Here is a 15,805-nt window from a genome sequence, read left to right on the forward strand (position 1 = left end):
CATCGGCCTGCTATTCCATTGTAGACGCTTCTAACATCATCTCATCATGCCCCTTCATCTCAGAAGCACCGTTCGTATCCGTCTGTACTCGACTAGACTGACGAATAGGTAAGTGAATATTAAAAGTGGTACCGCGACCCGGCTGACTCGTAACATGAATATGTCCCCCGTGTTCAGAAACGATACGATGACAAATGGAAAGACCCATTCCCGTTCCATCCCCTTTGGTAGTAAAAAAAGGGTCGAAGATACGTGACATGTATTCTGGTTGAATTCCATTCCCATTATCCTCAATTCGAATACTGATCCGATCTCTTAACTCTTTCCACCTGATCCACACCGCACCTCGATCTCCTAATGATTCGAGTGCATTTTGCATCAAGTTTATCATCACTTGCTTTAATTGTTCTGGATCTGCTTCCATTTGAAGTGGATGAGTCGGAGCCTGAGGAACCAGTTCATGCCCCATTAAAAAAGCTTTTGGAGTCATTAACTGGACAACATCCTCAATTAATGAGTCTAATTCAATCCATGTAAACTTGGCCGGTTTTTTATCGCTTAAATGAAGGAACTGACGCAATAAGTCATTGATGCGATCAATCTCTGGAAGAATAATCGACTCCCATTTCCTCATTTCCTCCGATTCTTTAGCTGATATTTGAATAAATCCACGAATAGAGGTGAGTGGATTGCGAATCTCATGTGCTAATCCCGCAGCCAATTGACCTACCGCCGATAGTTTTTCTAAGTGACGCCGCCGCTCTTCTACTTGATGGCGAATACGCTGCTGTTGGATAGAAAGCCTTTTCTCAGCCAAACGAATTAAATTAGAAGCGGACTTTGCTTCTTCCGGATAAGTAGCTGCTCCTTGACAGTAATTGATAATGGTACGTTCCGTTCGCATACTTGCAATAACGTTCTCCACTTTTTCCAAACAATGTCGCAAAACTGTCTCATCACCGATAATGCCAATAGCAAACTGATCACCGTCATAACGTGCTACTTGAGCATAAGGGGGAAGATCTTTCTTTAATTGGCGTGCTAAGCGTACGAGTAACTCATCTCCCGCATCCATGCCCTCCCGCACATTTACCTGTTGAAAATCAACCAGATCAAAACAGATGACATGATACGATTGCTCAGATACACACCTCGCTAAACTGCGGGTCACTTGTTCTTGAAATCCACTCAGATTATAAAGTCCTGTCAGGTAATCACGACGCGAAGTATCTTCTAACTCGTCTATATAATCATGTAGTCGCCGATATGCTTCATTCACAGTCTGTAATAACTCTTGGTTTTCTACTTTCATCTGCTGTATTTGTACTCTTGTGCGTTGAATGATTCCACCTGTCCAAAGCAAAATAGCTAACAGTGCGATAGAGCCCATAAAAAAAATAGGGCCACTTTCACTAAACCCGTTCTCAACTCCACGCATCACCCAGAATGAAAGATAGAAGAGGGAGCCAATGAACCAATATGGCGGTTGTGTCAGAGTTGTCATGAGCAAAGAGGCAATCATCAAATATAGACCGATGGTCCAAGCCTCACTCAAAGGTGCCACTAAATCAAAGCCAACAATAATACATAAGACGATCCCCACACTCAGATATGATCTCTTTCTAGAAATGCGAAATGACTCCACATATCCCGCCCGTGCTGTCCATAAAATAAACAACAAGAATCCGATTCCCAGCGCCAGCGCAGAGAAAATCCATATGAGTTCCGCTTGACTAGTACCTATCACCTCTCCAATGGAGTTACCACTCATTTACATTCCCACTCCTTGAGGATGACCATGATTTCCATATGTTCTAATTCCTTTCCATATCTCCCTTAACAATCCCTGCTTTTCATCACTTAAGCTGGATAAAATCGTTCCCCTCATATACCGCAAGCAATTAAAGAGGGCTTCTGCCTGCCAAAGCTTCTCGTCAAGACACAACGAAAGAGCAAGAGAATACTCTCTTGCTGCAACATTGGGCTCTTTTTGTGTTTATGTATCCATACTGACCTTCACATATGATTCAGACTACCACAAAGGGAAGCACTTAAACCAGTTGAAAATGTAAATGAGTGAGAGAAAAAAGAGATAAACCCTTCCTGTCCCTCAACAAGAAGGATTGTATATTCCCTATCCCAACTGATTCAATATCTGTTGATGCTCTATTTCACGAGTATTCCCTTGTCCTGTTGTCGCTGCTGTCTCCTCTCTTCCTGCGAAAGAATCTTTCCATTGCGACACCTCATGAGTGCGCACTCCAGAAAAATCACGTACAGGATCTGTCGTTGCCTGACGCATTCCATTAGTGGGGAGGCTCGTTTGAGGCACACTCATCAATGTTTGCTGTACTGTTTCTTTCAAAATGTTCTTGATTTCTTCGCTCCGATATCCATTTTCCAATTCCATCACCCACTGATACAGCGATCCGTCTTCAGAGGAAAACGTCACATTGCGCTGCGTCGGTGCCAGCTTTATTTGTTTTTGTAATTGTTCCATGAAAGCTGTCGGATCAGTAATCGAGTCTAGCGGAAAATACTTCCCACGCAAATATGATTGAATACAATACTTCACCAGAATCGAAAATTGACCTTTTGGCAACATATCATACCAGTAACGGAGTAAACGATCCTTTTTTCCAATATAGACACCTACTGTGATTGACACAGTACATCCCCCCATTCGATTTTTCATTAGAGCCGATTCAATCTTCATGAATATAGGTTGTCCAACTAAAATGAAGAGCGACAAATCACAAAACCAATTATATTCTTTTTTCTATCATTATTTTATCAACTGTAATAATATAATTTCAATGATAGTTTCTGTCGAATTGGTTCGATTCTTGTAATTTTGCTCATTTTTTTTTCGACGGTAAAAAATGTCCCACTCGCTCCTCATTCTTTTTTGTCGTTTTAGCATAATTGTATGCATATTTGATTACTATTTCATTCTCCCTTGTGCTACCCTTTTCCCGCTCAAGACGAGATTATTTTTCGATGATTTTTCATAATTAAATGGTAAGTCCCTTTATTAGATAAATGAGAAAATATATGGAATTGAGGGCTTGTATTCACCTCATAAATCCAAAAACGCCCCTCTTGATCCAAACCAAGATCAATTCCTAGCTCTTTTAATCCTGCATAACGCTTCTCCAAGACACTCGCCACATTGAATGAAAGATCCCTTAACTCTTCACAAAGCAGCTTTTGATAGGCGGGACTGGGAGTGAAATATGAAAGTGACTTTTCAACCGAAAGAGCACTGCGCCCTTTGCGGCTATTCGTCACTATTTCACCGGGAGCTGCAACCTTAGCAATCATCCCTGAAATTTGCCATTTCCCTGCTGGTCGTTGCAGCAATATGCGATAATCAAATGGTCTCCCTTGATAACTCACACTTTCTATGCCTCGTTGCACCAAATATTTTCTCCCTTTTAACATCCACTTCCACACCTGTTCATACAGCCCATCTCTTTCAACGCGTTGCTGCAAACGACGGTACCGCACCTCAAAGAGCGTCAAACTAATACGACGAATCCGTATTACTCCGACTCCACCGCCCCCCTTATCCGGCTTGACAAAAAGTAACGGGTAACGATCGCTCATATTTTTTAGTGAACCTGCATTTAGCCATTGAGTCTCCGGTATATACGTCTGCACCATTGCATTATCTTCTAACACTTTCGTTTTGGACATTTTGGATGCCACTTGTCGATAATTTCGATATCTCATGCTTCTCCCTCTCCCTCCTTGTACACATCTTCATCAAGATATGCTATTCACATCCTCTTTCTCTGGACCCAGCTGATCGCCTATTTAAACAATGTGGTAAAATGAGATAAGAAATCATCACATCGACTACCTCGTCTACCAGAGAGTATTATTCATCTCCCTTCAGCCAAGGGGGATGATAGGACAAATAACACGACTATCTTTTTCCGACTAGCAGTATTTGTTTCTGGTTATAACTGAGAATAGATAGGATCGAGGAGAGAGCGAACGATATAAGGGGGACTTCTCATGAGTGCACGCATTATGGTTGTTGAAGATGAAAAGCCCATCGCAGACATTATCCAATTCAACCTATCGAAGGAAGGGTATGAAGTAGAGTGTATCCACGATGGCCAGGAAGCATTACAAAAAATTATGACTCACCCACCCGATCTCCTATTGCTAGATCTCATGCTACCCGGTGCAGATGGCATTGAAATTTGTCGGCAAGTACGACAAAAGTATTCACTCCCTATTATTATAGTTACTGCAAAAGACTCTGAGGTAGATAAAGTACTCGGATTGGAGCTAGGGGCGGATGATTATGTGACGAAGCCATTTAGCAATCGCGAGCTCCTTGCCCGTATCAAGGCAAATTTGCGCCGTTCATCTACTTCATCTTCTACCGGCACTCACCCTTCTACCGAAGCTGATGCCATTCAAGTAGGAGAACTCCTCATCGACGAAGGACGCTACACGGTTAAGAAGGAAGGGGCTTTAATCGACCTTACTCACCGTGAATTTGAGTTGCTCCTCTATATGGCAAAACATGCCGCTCAAGTATTGACAAGAGAGCATTTACTCCAATCTGTATGGGGATACGATTATTTCGGTGATGTTCGTACCGTCGATGTAACCATTCGTCGTCTGAGAGAAAAGATAGAAGAAAATCCGAGTCATCCCCAATATATTATTACTCGGCGCGGTATCGGATACACGATGCGCGATCCAAAGGCTGCTACCTAATGATACACAAAATAAAAGAAGCGTTTTCTAAGCTTAATAGTGTCCAATGGAAATTGGTCTTTATATATATTTCACTGATCTTAATCTCTATGCAATTGATCGGTGTATACTTTTTTCGCGAGTTAGAGCGTTACTATATCAACGAGGAGTTCAAAAATAACCTCTACTTTCAAGCAAATCTGCTATCTGAATCTGAAGCTTTGAAAGAATTTATTTTAAAGCCCCCTACATCACAAGATGCCGAACAAGAGGAGATCAACGACTTAATTGATGATCTCTTCGTTTTAGGTCAGGGCACATCCAGTGAAGGAGGCGCCAGCCTCCAAGTACTTAATCAGGAAGGAATTATTCTAGGGGCAACCTCAACTTCACAAAAAGAAGAGATCGTCGGACAGCGAAATATTCGAGCCAACAACGCCATCAACGGACAAGAAGAGGCTTCTATTCGCATAAATAGTTATGGCAATCGCGTACAGGTGTATACCATGCCGATTAAAGAAGAGGGTAGAATTATTGGAGCTGTCTATATTGAAGCATCGTTAGAAGAGGTTTATGATACCATCCTTAGGATCAACCGTATCCTTGTCAACATTACCATTTTTACTGTACTGTTAACTGCACTCTTAGGATTTATATTAGCTCGAACCATTACAAATCCAGTTAAAGAGATTACCAATCAAGCGGCTGCGATGGCAAGTGGGGACTTTGAGCGTCGTGTAAAAGTTAAAAGTGTAGATGAAATCGGCCGATTAGGTATTGCTTTTAATGACTTAGCAGCTCACTTGCGGGAGGCTCTCACACAAAAAGAGGAGGAGAAACGAAAGTTAGCATCCGTCCTTTCTAATATGAGTGATGGTGTTCTCGCAGCCGATGCAAATGGATACCTCATTGTATGGAATCAACGGGCAGAAGAGATATTACAACGCTCTCTTCGATTGGGCGACTCTTTTTTTAACACCTTAGCGTTGCCTGGGTTTACTTCCCTGCCCTTGCTAGAACATAAGGAAACTCTCTTAGAGCTAGAACGGGAAGGTGAAGATCATCCTCTCATTATAAAAGTTACCCTTACTCCTATTCGTCGTCCTAATCAGGAGGAAGCCGGGTTTATTGCGGTTTTACAAGACGTAACCGAAGAAGAACGACTTGACCAACAGCGAAAAGAATTTGTCGCTAATGTTTCTCATGAGCTCCGCACCCCATTAACTACGATCATCAGCTATTTAGAAGCATTACAAGATGGAGCCTTGGATGATCCAGAGCTTGCTCGTCGCTTCACAGGTGTCGCTCATCAAGAGGGGGAGAGGATGACACGATTAATCTCAGATTTACTACAACTCTCCCGCTTAGATGCCAAAAAAATCCGCTTACAGCGGCAGCCGATGTATATCAAAAATCATTTGGAAGCGGTGGCAGACCGCTTTGCTGTTCCTTTACAACAAAAGCAGATTACGTTTCGACTTTCGTTCGCAAAAAATCTACCCAAAGTATACATCGATAGCGATAGGGTGAATCAGGTGTTGGATAATCTGCTCTCCAATGCTGTCAAGTATACCCCCGAGGGGGAATCCATTCACCTTTCCGCCTATCGCAGAGCAGATGGCGCCGTACAAATTTCCATTCAGGATACTGGCATCGGAATTCCTCAGTCTGATCTAAAGCGCATCTTCGAACGCTTTTATCGAGTAGATAAAGCCCGTTCACGTAGCATGGGGGGGACAGGGCTCGGCCTCTCTATTGCCCAGGAAATTATTCACGCCCATGAAGGGGATATCTGGATTGAAAGTGTAGAAGGAGAGGGAACAACCGTCACGTTTACCCTCCCGTCATGTGAAGCGGAGGTGCGAACATGAGAGAACATTTAAAGTCAGCCCTTTTGACAACCCTCATTCTATTAAGCATTACATTAACCGGTACATTATGGTACAGCTCACCTTCCTACGAAGAGAGTACTCGGGGCGATTATTTAAGTCCACCATTAGGAAAAGAGAGTAAACCTTTATTCGAAATAACCGCTCCTCATCAGATGTTTTTTCATGACCGTGGAAACACATTTCGCTTGACGACAGAAAATAGTTTATATCTCGATCTGTTAAGCAAAATTCATCACAATCGTTTAGAGCAGACGCCTGTGTTGTACCGACCCACTGCGATTGACTGGAATCAACTCTACAATAAAGAAGAAGGAATTGAATTACGTTTTATCCGCGGAGTTCCCATCGAGACCATTGATGCTCTATTTGATTCACCACTATCTATAAATGAAATCAAAGTAATAGATCGACTCTGGATAACGATTGACGAGGAGACAAATTCCGTACAAACGTGGTTTATTTCCGATGATGAGGAGCAGGTACTAATCGCAAAAAGTAAAATCCAACATCTAGACCAATGGTTTGCTGCACTCCGCAGTCAAGAGCTAGTAGAAGTATCGCCTATCTTTACAAACGATCCATTGCGACAAGAAAAACTATCTGAACAACAGGTTCTTTATCCACGTGCCTTTTATATACCTAAAGCAGAGCAAAAACAACCAACTCGTAGTTATCCACTCAAAAAAATTGAGATTAAAGATATGAAGAACTGGCTTCTAGACCCTGCTGCCAGTCGCTTTCCGTTTGAAAGCAGTGTTGTATACCGCTATAAAAATCGAAAGCTTACTTACTATGAAAAAAAGAACACGATGCACTTCCAGGATCCTCCTGCAACAGATCCATCCACCGCTACACTAGCAGAGGAGTTGCGTGCACTTAATAGCTCCATCAATAAACATAATGGATGGACAGGAGATTACCATCTCGATAAAATTGAACGTGATCCTAATGATGACACCTATGCTTATCAATTCCGTCTCATTGCTCACGGACAACCGATATATGCTCCTGACGAGTCGGCTCCAGGACCCACCACCATTCTACTAAAGGGATCACCATCGGAAAGATTGATCGAGTATAAGCGCTCGTTGCTCTACTTCGTCAATGATGAGAAAGTGGATAGCATCACTACCATGGTAGGTGGCAAGAATTTGGAAAAACTCCTTGCTTCTCAAAAAATCAAAACAGAACAAGTACGAGAGCTCTTTCCAGGCTATCGTGCTAACATCACTCAATCAAAGATTGAGTTAGAGCCCGTATGGGTGATCATCTTACAAAATGGGGCAGAGCAATTACTCCCCGCGTCTTAAGGAGGCACTAGCAATGGATTGGAATCGAGCAAAAACCATTCTGATTATCGCCTTTGCTGCACTTAACCTCTTTTTAGCGATTCAAGTCTATCAGACGTGGGAAAAGACGCTAGAACTGACTGATGCGCATAACATCACACTACGTGAACTAGAACAGTTGATGGAAGAAGGAAATATCCGTCTAGATACGGAACTTCCTGAGGTGAAACCAGATGAAATGATATTAAAAGCAACACTTAAGAATGTCGATGATTCATGGGAGGCTCATGATAACTATTTTAAACAGACGCCTGAAAACCCGATCGCTGTAAAGGACAGCAAAGAGATAGGGACAGTATTAGAAGAATATGTACCCGACTTCGACAATTACGAACTTGATACGTTCTCTTCTACTTCCAGTCGCTATGTGTACCAGCAACAGTGGGATGATCTCCCCTTATTTGATGCTACCCTGTCCGTTCAGTTAAAAGAGAAACAGATCACTTCCATGCACTGGGTTCCTTTCGACATTACAGAAGAGAGCCGTTCCAAAGAAGCAATCTATTCAGCACAAAGTGCGCTTTTCGCTCTGATAGAAAGAGGAGACATTCCTGATGGATCGGTCATCTCTGACATACGTCTTGGCTATCACGGCAAAAATTATGAAGCACAGACGTATGACCTACTCCCATCGTGGCGATTTACGATTGCAAAAGGAAATGCTTTTTACGTTAATGCCTTTTACGGGGATGTAGAAACAGTACCCTCCGTCAAAGACAAAAACTAATATAAAAGGAGGGACAAGCATGAATGTAAGTATCTTAGCAAGCGGAAGTACGGGGAATGCTATCTATGTGGAAAGCGCTAATACCCGTATTTTGATCGATGCCGGTCTGAGTGGCAAGCAGATTGAAAAACATTTATCCTCGATAGGAATTGCGCCTGATTCACTAACCGCCCTCGTCATCACTCATGAGCACATCGATCATGTAAAAGGAATGGGTGTATTATCGCGACGTTATCAACTCCCTCTCTATATCAACCAAGGCACCTGGGATGCACTCCCCTCATCTGTAGGGTCGATCGACCCTTCGTTGCGCAAACTGATTGAAGCTCATTCCACCTTCAATATTGGCACGCTCTCCGTCACCCCTTTCTCCATTTCTCACGATGCCGCAGACCCTTTAGGATTCCGCTTTAGCTGTGAGGAAACATCGCTCGGTCTCATCACTGATACAGGTTATATAAATCAACAAATGATAGAGCATGTCCGCGGGGTAGATACGTTAATCTTTGAATCTAACCACGATACAGACATGCTCCGAATGGGTTCTTATCCTTGGAATATTAAACGTCGTATTCTCAGTGATACCGGGCACCTTTCCAATGTAGATGCAGCTGAAGCATTAGTAGAAATCTTACGCGGCGAGGGAGAACAGGTATACCTTTCCCACCTCAGTCTTGATAACAATTTGATGGAACTAGCCCATATGACTGTAAAGGAACGATTAGAGGAGGCTCATTTACGCATTGGAGAGGATCTCTTTCTCTATCCCACTTATCATGATCGCCCCACTCCTCTGCGGCCGGTTCGTGGACAAGCAGTTGCTCGTCTCTCATAGCATTTTAAGACTAGTGCTGCCCAAGGTGAACACCACTTTTTTATAGGAATTGTATACGACCCTTACACAATTAACGTTATAATATCCATGAGCATCTCCAATTGGTATAAACAAGTTTTTGCCAGGGAATGATGAAGTCGAATGGTAAAGGGGGAAGTAGAATGGACTACTTTAATTATCCCGACGATCCAAACAAGGAAAAAGAGCGTTCGTCACAAGAGCATCCGCCAAGTCCAGAAGAAGATTTTTCACCCTCCCCACCACCTGACGAAGGTCACAGGGAGATTCATGCAAGCAAACCTTCAACCAACTGGACAGCGATGATTTTAACCGGGGTGATCTCCGCCCTACTGGCCGCTTTACTTGTCGGAGGATCCTTGTTCGGTTTATTGCAAGCAGGAGTGATCTCTTCTGCCAACCAAGGAAACAAAGAAGAGGTTACAACCAAAAAAGAAGAGCTGAGCGTAGATGTGAACTCAGATATTATTAAGGCAGTAGAAAAAGTACGACCGGCAGTCGTCGGTATTTTAAACTTCTCCGGTCCCAGTTCAGGCGCAGGCGAAGTACAGGGCACAGGTTCCGGAGTGGTGTTTTATAAAGAAGGCGATACTGCTCGCGTAGTTACCAATGCCCATGTGATCAAGGATTCAAGCTATGTAGAAGTCGTCTTTATGAATGATAGTGAGGAAGAAGTACAGCGAGTAGAAGCTAAGGTTTTGGGAGCTGATCAAAACTCTGATCTAGCCGTATTGGAGATTCCCTCTAAATACGTATCAGCTGTTGCTGAGTTTGGTGATTCCGATGCCCTTAAGGCAGGGGAACCTGCAATCGCTATCGGGAATCCGCTCGGACTAGAGTTTTCCCAATCGGTTACCGTAGGGGTCGTAAGTGCACCTCACCGCTCATTTGAAATTGAGCAAGGTATGTTGACGATGGATGTCATTCAAACAGATGCTGCCATCAACCCTGGTAACAGTGGCGGAGCACTTGTCAATACCGCAGGACAAGTGATCGGAATCAATAGTATTAAGATTTCCTTACCAGAAGTTGAAGGGATGGGCTTTGCCATTCCTTCTAAAGATGCCGAACCGCTTATCTCCAATCTGATCGAATACGGACGTGTGGTTCGTCCTTATATCGGCATCATACCGATCAATGTTCAATCCCTCTCCCAATATCAGCGTTCACGCCTCAACCTGCCCGATGAAGTGGTTAGCGGAGTTGTTGTAAATGGTGTGCAATCCGGATCACCTGCCAGTAAAGCAGGGTTGAAACGATTAGATGTGATCGTAGGTATTAATGGGACGACGATTGATTCTATCGCAGAACTGCGTAATCACTTGCAAGATGAAACCAAAGTAGGGGAAAAAATAAATATTACCCTCTATCGCAACGGCGAAAAGAAATCAGCCTCCCTTTCACTTGTGGAAGCAAAACAGTAGTTTTTTCACTCCCCCTCGCCATCTTACATGGCAGGGGGATTTCTCTGATATTACATACCCTCTTATAGTTAGGAGACGACTAGATGAATATGATTCAACAACCCTTATATACTTGTGACGAACACCTTGAACCTGCCCTAGATGACATTATTGATTTACTACATGCATGCCCTGAATTGGACAAACTAGAGGAAAACAACAGTCATCCCTGTTACACATGTGATAAAATCGCTGTATATATATGCACTTGGAGCGAGAGAAACGATATATAAAAGAATGCGTCTACTGAATGAGATAAAGGAGAAAGTTACGATGCAAATTCAACTTATTACAGTAGGAAAACTAAAGGAATCCTATCTTAAAAAGGCTGAAGCTGAATATCTGAAACGGCTTAGCGCCTACTCCAAAACGAAAGTAATAGAAATAGCGGAAGAGAAACTAACTGAACCCCCTCATGAGGCTGTGATCCAACATATCAAACAGAAAGAGGGGGAACGTATTTTAAAACATCTCTCTCCCGATACCTACCACATTGCACTGGCGATCGAAGGAGAATCCCTCTCTTCCGAAAAGCTCGCCCGACAGCTGGATAAGCTCTCTACTTACGGAAATAGTCGTCTTAACTTCATCATCGGCGGTTCCTATGGACTTTCCCCGGAAATAAAAAAGGTCGCACACCTCAAGCTATCCTTGTCCGCTATGACCTTCCCTCATCAACTTACCCGCATCCTCCTCCTGGAGCAAATCTACCGCACCTTTAAGATTAACCGTGGGGAGACATACCATAAGTAGCTCTATCTGCCCTCTCTTCCCCCGTATAACCCCCTAATTGCTCACATAAATATGGTATCAGTGATCAAGCAGGAGGTTATATCCCATGATTTTGTCACATCGCCATAAATTTATCTTTCTAAAAACGAGGAAGACAGCGGGTACCAGCATCGAAATATCATTATCTCGATTCTGCGGTCCGAAAGATATACTCACACCTATTTCACTCGCAGACGAGAAGATTCGCTTCTCTGTAGGAAAACAGGCACAAAATTACTCACTAAAAGGAATAGAGCTATACAATCATATACCCGCTTCAGAAGTAAAAGTATTGGTCGGTAATAAAGTGTGGAACAGCTACTACAAGTTTTGTTTTGATCGCAATCCTTGGGATAAAGTAGTTTCCTCCTATTATTACTTGAATGAAGATCCCACCGTTCCGTTCTCTTTTAGTTCTTTTGAACAGTTTTTTAGCGAGGGTTGGTATAAACGACAGTTTAACTACCCTCTCTATACCATCGATGATACCATTGCTGTCGACTATATCGGTCGTTTCGAAAACTTAAATGAAGATTTACAGAAAATATGTAAAAATATTGGTGTTCCGTTTGATAACTGGCTACCCCGTGCCAAGGGGAATTTCCGTCCACAAACACGTCATTATCGTTCATTATATACACCACAACAGCGCGCTTTGGTTTCTCACTACTACAAAAAAGAAATAGAGTTACATGGATACACTTTTTAACAAACAAAAAAGGCTCTCACAGTCGCCACCAGCGACAGGGAGCCTCATACATGGCTATATTTATTATGCATAGACTGGACGCACACGAATCGTCTGTTCACGACCAGGGCCGACAGAAAACATCGTTAGCGGGATTCCAGTTAAGTGAGTAATCCTTTCCACATAATGTTGTGCAGCTAAAGGAAGGTCACTTATGCTTTTTGCCCTCGTAATATCTTCATCCCAACCGGGGAGGGTCTCATACACCGGTTCACACTCTGCCAAAATATCAAGATCAGCAGGGTAGTTCTCAATAATCTTACCATGATAACGGTAAGCGACGCCGATACGTATCTCTTTCAATCCAGAGAGAACATCAATCGAATTAAGCGATAACCCTGTAATTCCACTTACTCGGCGAGCATGGCGTACTACAACAGAGTCAAACCAACCCACACGGCGCGCACGCCCCGTTGTAGTACCGTACTCACGCCCCACTTCTCGAATTGTATCGCCTACTTCATCAAATAGTTCTGTCGGAAAAGGGCCGTCTCCCACCCGGGTCGTATACGCTTTTGCCACACCAACCACCTGATGAATTTTTGTTGGTCCCACTCCAGAACCAATACATACTCCACCAGCTACAGGATTAGAGGAAGTAACAAAGGGGTACGTGCCTTGATCAATATCCAACATCACACCTTGTGCCCCTTCAAAGAGAACACGCTTACCCTCGTCGATAGCGTCATTAAGCACCACAGAGGTATCCGTCACATGTGGGCGAATTTGTTCAGCTAATTTCATATACGGATCATATACCTCTTGAAAGGTAAGACCCTCTATACCATAGAGGCGCTCCAACAGACGATTCTTATCTTCGAGCATCTGTTTCAACTTCGTCGCGAAGCGGTCTGCATCTAATAAATCAGAGACGCGAATACCTACTCTCGCAGCCTTATCCATATAACAAGGACCAATCCCTTTACCGGTGGTACCAATCTTACTCGTTCCCTTATGCTTTTCTTCTGCACGATCGAGGAGAATATGATACGGCATTATGACGTGTGCGCGATCAGAGATACGCAATGCATCTGTCTTCACACCATGACCGTGCAAGTACTGAAGCTCCTCTACTAGTGCTTCGGGATGAAGAACCATCCCATTCCCTAAAACGCATACTTTTTCTTTATTAAATATCCCTGACGGAATCAAGTGTAATTTGTAACGCTTTCCCCCAAATTCGATCGTATGACCAGCGTTATTACCACCTTGATAGCGCGCTACCACTTCAGCTTCTTCTGCAAGAAAGTCGGTAATCTTCCCTTTTCCCTCATCGCCCCACTGCGTCCCCACAACTACAACTGTCGACATGAACTGTCTCCCCTTTCGGCGATTATTTCCGTAAACCGAACATCACCCTAAGTCTATCCAACTTTAAGCGGGAATGTCAACAAAAAACCGAACAATCTATTAAAGAATCACATTAATGTTCACATTAAAGATTCGTCATGACGTAAATCTAAACTGAGAAATTTGCTGTACTGTTTGAGAAACAGAAGCTCAACTTTCCCCACTGGGCCATTCCGCTGTTTACTTATTAACACTTCCACAATATTTTTCTTCTCTGACTCTTCATCGTAATAGTCATCTCGATAAAGAAAAGAAACAATATCTGCATCTTGCTCCAGGGAGCCAGATTCCCGCAGGTCTGACATCATCGGTCTCTTATCTTGTCGTTGTTCTACTGCACGAGATAGCTGTGACAGGGCCATAATAGGTACATCCAGCTCACGAGCCATCAGTTTTAGGGAACGCGAGATTTGTGAAATCTCCTGCTGACGACTCTCTTTTCCTGTTCCATTAATTAACTGTAAGTAGTCAATCATGACGAGGCCTAATCCATGCTCTGCTTTCAAACGGCGCAATTTGGCTCGTATATCAAACACCGTAACACCCGGAGTATCATCTACATAAATATTTGCCTCTGACAAAGTTCCAATCGCCATCGTCAACTTCTCCCAGTCCTCTTCAGTAAAACCACCCGTGCGAAACTTCTCTGCCTCAATATTCCCTTCTGCGGCTAGCATCCGCTGAACCATCTGCGACGCTGACATCTCCAGATTAAATATGGCTACAGGAGCCCCTGCACGCACCGCAGCATTTTGTGCCACATTAAGGGCGAATGCTGTTTTCCCCATACTGGGTCGCGCTGCTAAAATAATGAAGTCTGATTTTTGAAACCCAGAAGTCATGCGATCCAAATCCGTATACCCCGATGGAACCCCCGTTAGCTTTCCCTGATTCTCGTGTAGAGACTCGATCTGATCAAAAGTTTCCATCAATATGTCCCTAATCGGAATAAAGGATTTGGTGGAGCGCGTCTGTGATATTTCTAATATCTGTTTTTCGGCTTCATCAATAATCGTTGCTGTTTCTTGATCAGCCGCATATCCAGAAGCAGCAATCTGTGTTGCAGTCCGAATTAAACGCCGTAAAATTGACTTCTCTTCCACTATGCGTGCATAATGATCCACATTGGCAGCCGTTGGCACGGTATTTGCAATATCGGTCAAATAAGAGACCCCGCCCACTTCCTCCAATTGCTTGCGGTTTTGCAATTCCTCTGTCAACGTAACCAAGTCTACAGGCTCTGCCCGTTCGGTAAGATAAACAATCACTTCAAAAATACGCTGATGGGCTTGGCGGTAAAAATCCTCTGCCCGCAGCTTTTCCATCACTTGTGCCAATACATCAGCTTCGATCAAAATTGAACCAATAACGGCTTGCTCCGCCTCCACATTGTGCGGAGGAAGCCGATCTGCGAATACATCACTCATCTTCTATTCCTCCACAACTACAAAGGCGCCCCACTATAGCAAGTGGAGCGCCTTACCCCTTACTCCTCAACCACTTGGACAGAAATGGTAGCCGTTACTTTGGGGTGTAATTTCACTGGAACCTTGGTCACTCCAAGATGGCGAATCGGATCATCGAGCATAATCTTTTTCTTATCCAGCTTAATGCTGTGATCTTTCATTACCTGCTGACTAATTTGTTTTGAAGTAACGGCTCCGAAGAGGCGTCCCCCTTCTCCGGCTTTAGTCGTTATCACAATTTCCAACTTCCCTAATGTCTCCGCTAACTTTTCTGCCTGCTGTAAATCTTCTTCTGCTCGGCGCTGCTCGCGCTTTTTCTTTTCATTTAAATCATTTATATTTCCAGAAGAAGCTGGAACCGCTAATTTGTTGGGTAATAGATAATTGCGCGCATAACCATCTGCTACCTCTTTAACCTCTCCCTTTTTCCCCTTGCCTTTTACATCTTGTTGAAAGATCACCTTCAT

General features: G+C 43.4%; 15 protein-coding genes. 9 read left to right on the forward strand and 6 right to left on the reverse strand.

Going from position 1 to position 15,805, the window contains the following annotated elements; all coding sequences use genetic code 11:
- Positions 1-10 precede the first annotated feature (10 nt).
- The 3 genes from NXZ84_RS14025 to NXZ84_RS14035 form a co-directional block, all read right to left on the reverse strand.
- Positions 11-1,771 (reverse strand): sensor histidine kinase, encoded by a 1,761-nt coding sequence (locus tag NXZ84_RS14025; RefSeq protein ID WP_258840973.1) that lies wholly within the window; start codon positions 1,769-1,771, stop codon positions 11-13.
- A gap of 363 nt (positions 1,772-2,134) precedes the next feature.
- Positions 2,135-2,668 carry a hypothetical protein gene (locus NXZ84_RS14030; protein ID WP_258840974.1) on the reverse strand — a complete coding sequence of 178 codons (534 nt, stop codon included), beginning with the start codon at positions 2,666-2,668 and terminating at the stop codon, positions 2,135-2,137.
- A 311-nt stretch (positions 2,669-2,979) separates the two neighbouring features.
- Positions 2,980-3,735, reverse strand: coding sequence for a YheC/YheD family protein (locus tag NXZ84_RS14035; protein ID WP_258840975.1), 756 nt, complete (start codon positions 3,733-3,735; stop codon positions 2,980-2,982).
- A 288-nt stretch (positions 3,736-4,023) separates the two neighbouring features.
- Here NXZ84_RS14035 and yycF point away from each other — a divergent pair, with 288 nt between their 5' ends.
- The 9 genes from yycF to NXZ84_RS14075 all read left to right on the forward strand — a co-directional run bounded on the left by yycF (position 4,024) and on the right by NXZ84_RS14075 (position 12,483).
- Complete coding sequence (gene yycF, locus NXZ84_RS14040) at positions 4,024-4,740, forward strand: response regulator YycF (RefSeq protein WP_258840976.1); 717 nt, start codon at positions 4,024-4,026, stop codon at positions 4,738-4,740.
- Positions 4,740-6,590, forward strand: coding sequence for a cell wall metabolism sensor histidine kinase WalK (locus NXZ84_RS14045; protein ID WP_258840977.1), 1,851 nt, complete (start codon positions 4,740-4,742; stop codon positions 6,588-6,590). The genes yycF and NXZ84_RS14045 overlap by 1 nt, the downstream gene beginning before the upstream one ends.
- Positions 6,587-7,921, forward strand: a complete 1,335-nt coding sequence (yycH, locus tag NXZ84_RS14050) for a two-component system activity regulator YycH (protein ID WP_258840978.1) — start codon at positions 6,587-6,589, stop codon at positions 7,919-7,921. Before NXZ84_RS14045 ends, yycH begins: the two co-directional genes overlap by 4 nt.
- Before the next feature lie 13 nt (positions 7,922-7,934).
- Positions 7,935-8,687 carry a two-component system regulatory protein YycI gene (yycI, locus tag NXZ84_RS14055; protein ID WP_258840979.1) on the forward strand — a complete coding sequence of 251 codons (753 nt, stop codon included), beginning with the start codon at positions 7,935-7,937 and terminating at the stop codon, positions 8,685-8,687.
- Positions 8,688-8,706: 19 nt separating this feature from the next.
- Positions 8,707-9,522 (forward strand): MBL fold metallo-hydrolase, encoded by an 816-nt coding sequence (locus NXZ84_RS14060; protein ID WP_258840980.1) that lies wholly within the window; start codon positions 8,707-8,709, stop codon positions 9,520-9,522.
- A 161-nt stretch (positions 9,523-9,683) separates the two neighbouring features.
- The gene (locus NXZ84_RS14065) at positions 9,684-10,964 is read left to right on the forward strand and encodes a S1C family serine protease (RefSeq protein ID WP_258840981.1); all 1,281 of its coding nucleotides are present in this window, start codon (positions 9,684-9,686) and stop codon (positions 10,962-10,964) included.
- 89 nt (positions 10,965-11,053) lie between these two features.
- A complete protein-coding gene (locus NXZ84_RS15255) occupies positions 11,054-11,236 on the forward strand; it encodes a CxxH/CxxC protein (RefSeq protein WP_396654049.1) in 183 nt (60 codons plus the stop codon).
- 40 nt (positions 11,237-11,276) lie between these two features.
- The gene (gene rlmH, locus NXZ84_RS14070) at positions 11,277-11,756 is read left to right on the forward strand and encodes a 23S rRNA (pseudouridine(1915)-N(3))-methyltransferase RlmH (RefSeq protein ID WP_258840982.1); all 480 of its coding nucleotides are present in this window, start codon (positions 11,277-11,279) and stop codon (positions 11,754-11,756) included.
- An 85-nt stretch (positions 11,757-11,841) separates the two neighbouring features.
- Positions 11,842-12,483: a sulfotransferase family protein gene (locus NXZ84_RS14075; protein ID WP_258840983.1), complete on the forward strand. Its 642-nt coding sequence runs from the start codon at positions 11,842-11,844 to the stop codon at positions 12,481-12,483.
- A gap of 63 nt (positions 12,484-12,546) precedes the next feature.
- Here NXZ84_RS14075 and NXZ84_RS14080 read toward each other — a convergent pair whose 3' ends face one another.
- From NXZ84_RS14080 to rplI, 3 genes are all read right to left on the reverse strand, one after another.
- Complete coding sequence (locus NXZ84_RS14080) at positions 12,547-13,833, reverse strand: adenylosuccinate synthase (RefSeq protein ID WP_258840984.1); 1,287 nt, start codon at positions 13,831-13,833, stop codon at positions 12,547-12,549.
- A gap of 119 nt (positions 13,834-13,952) precedes the next feature.
- A complete protein-coding gene (gene dnaB / locus NXZ84_RS14085; RefSeq protein ID WP_258840985.1) occupies positions 13,953-15,299 on the reverse strand; it encodes a replicative DNA helicase in 1,347 nt (448 codons plus the stop codon).
- A 59-nt stretch (positions 15,300-15,358) separates the two neighbouring features.
- Entirely contained in the window at positions 15,359-15,805 is a 447-nt protein-coding gene (gene rplI, locus NXZ84_RS14090) for a 50S ribosomal protein L9 (protein WP_258840986.1), read from the reverse strand.

Source organism: Mechercharimyces sp. CAU 1602 (assembly GCF_024753565.1).
Lineage (GTDB): Bacteria > Bacillota > Bacilli > Thermoactinomycetales > JANTPT01 > Mechercharimyces.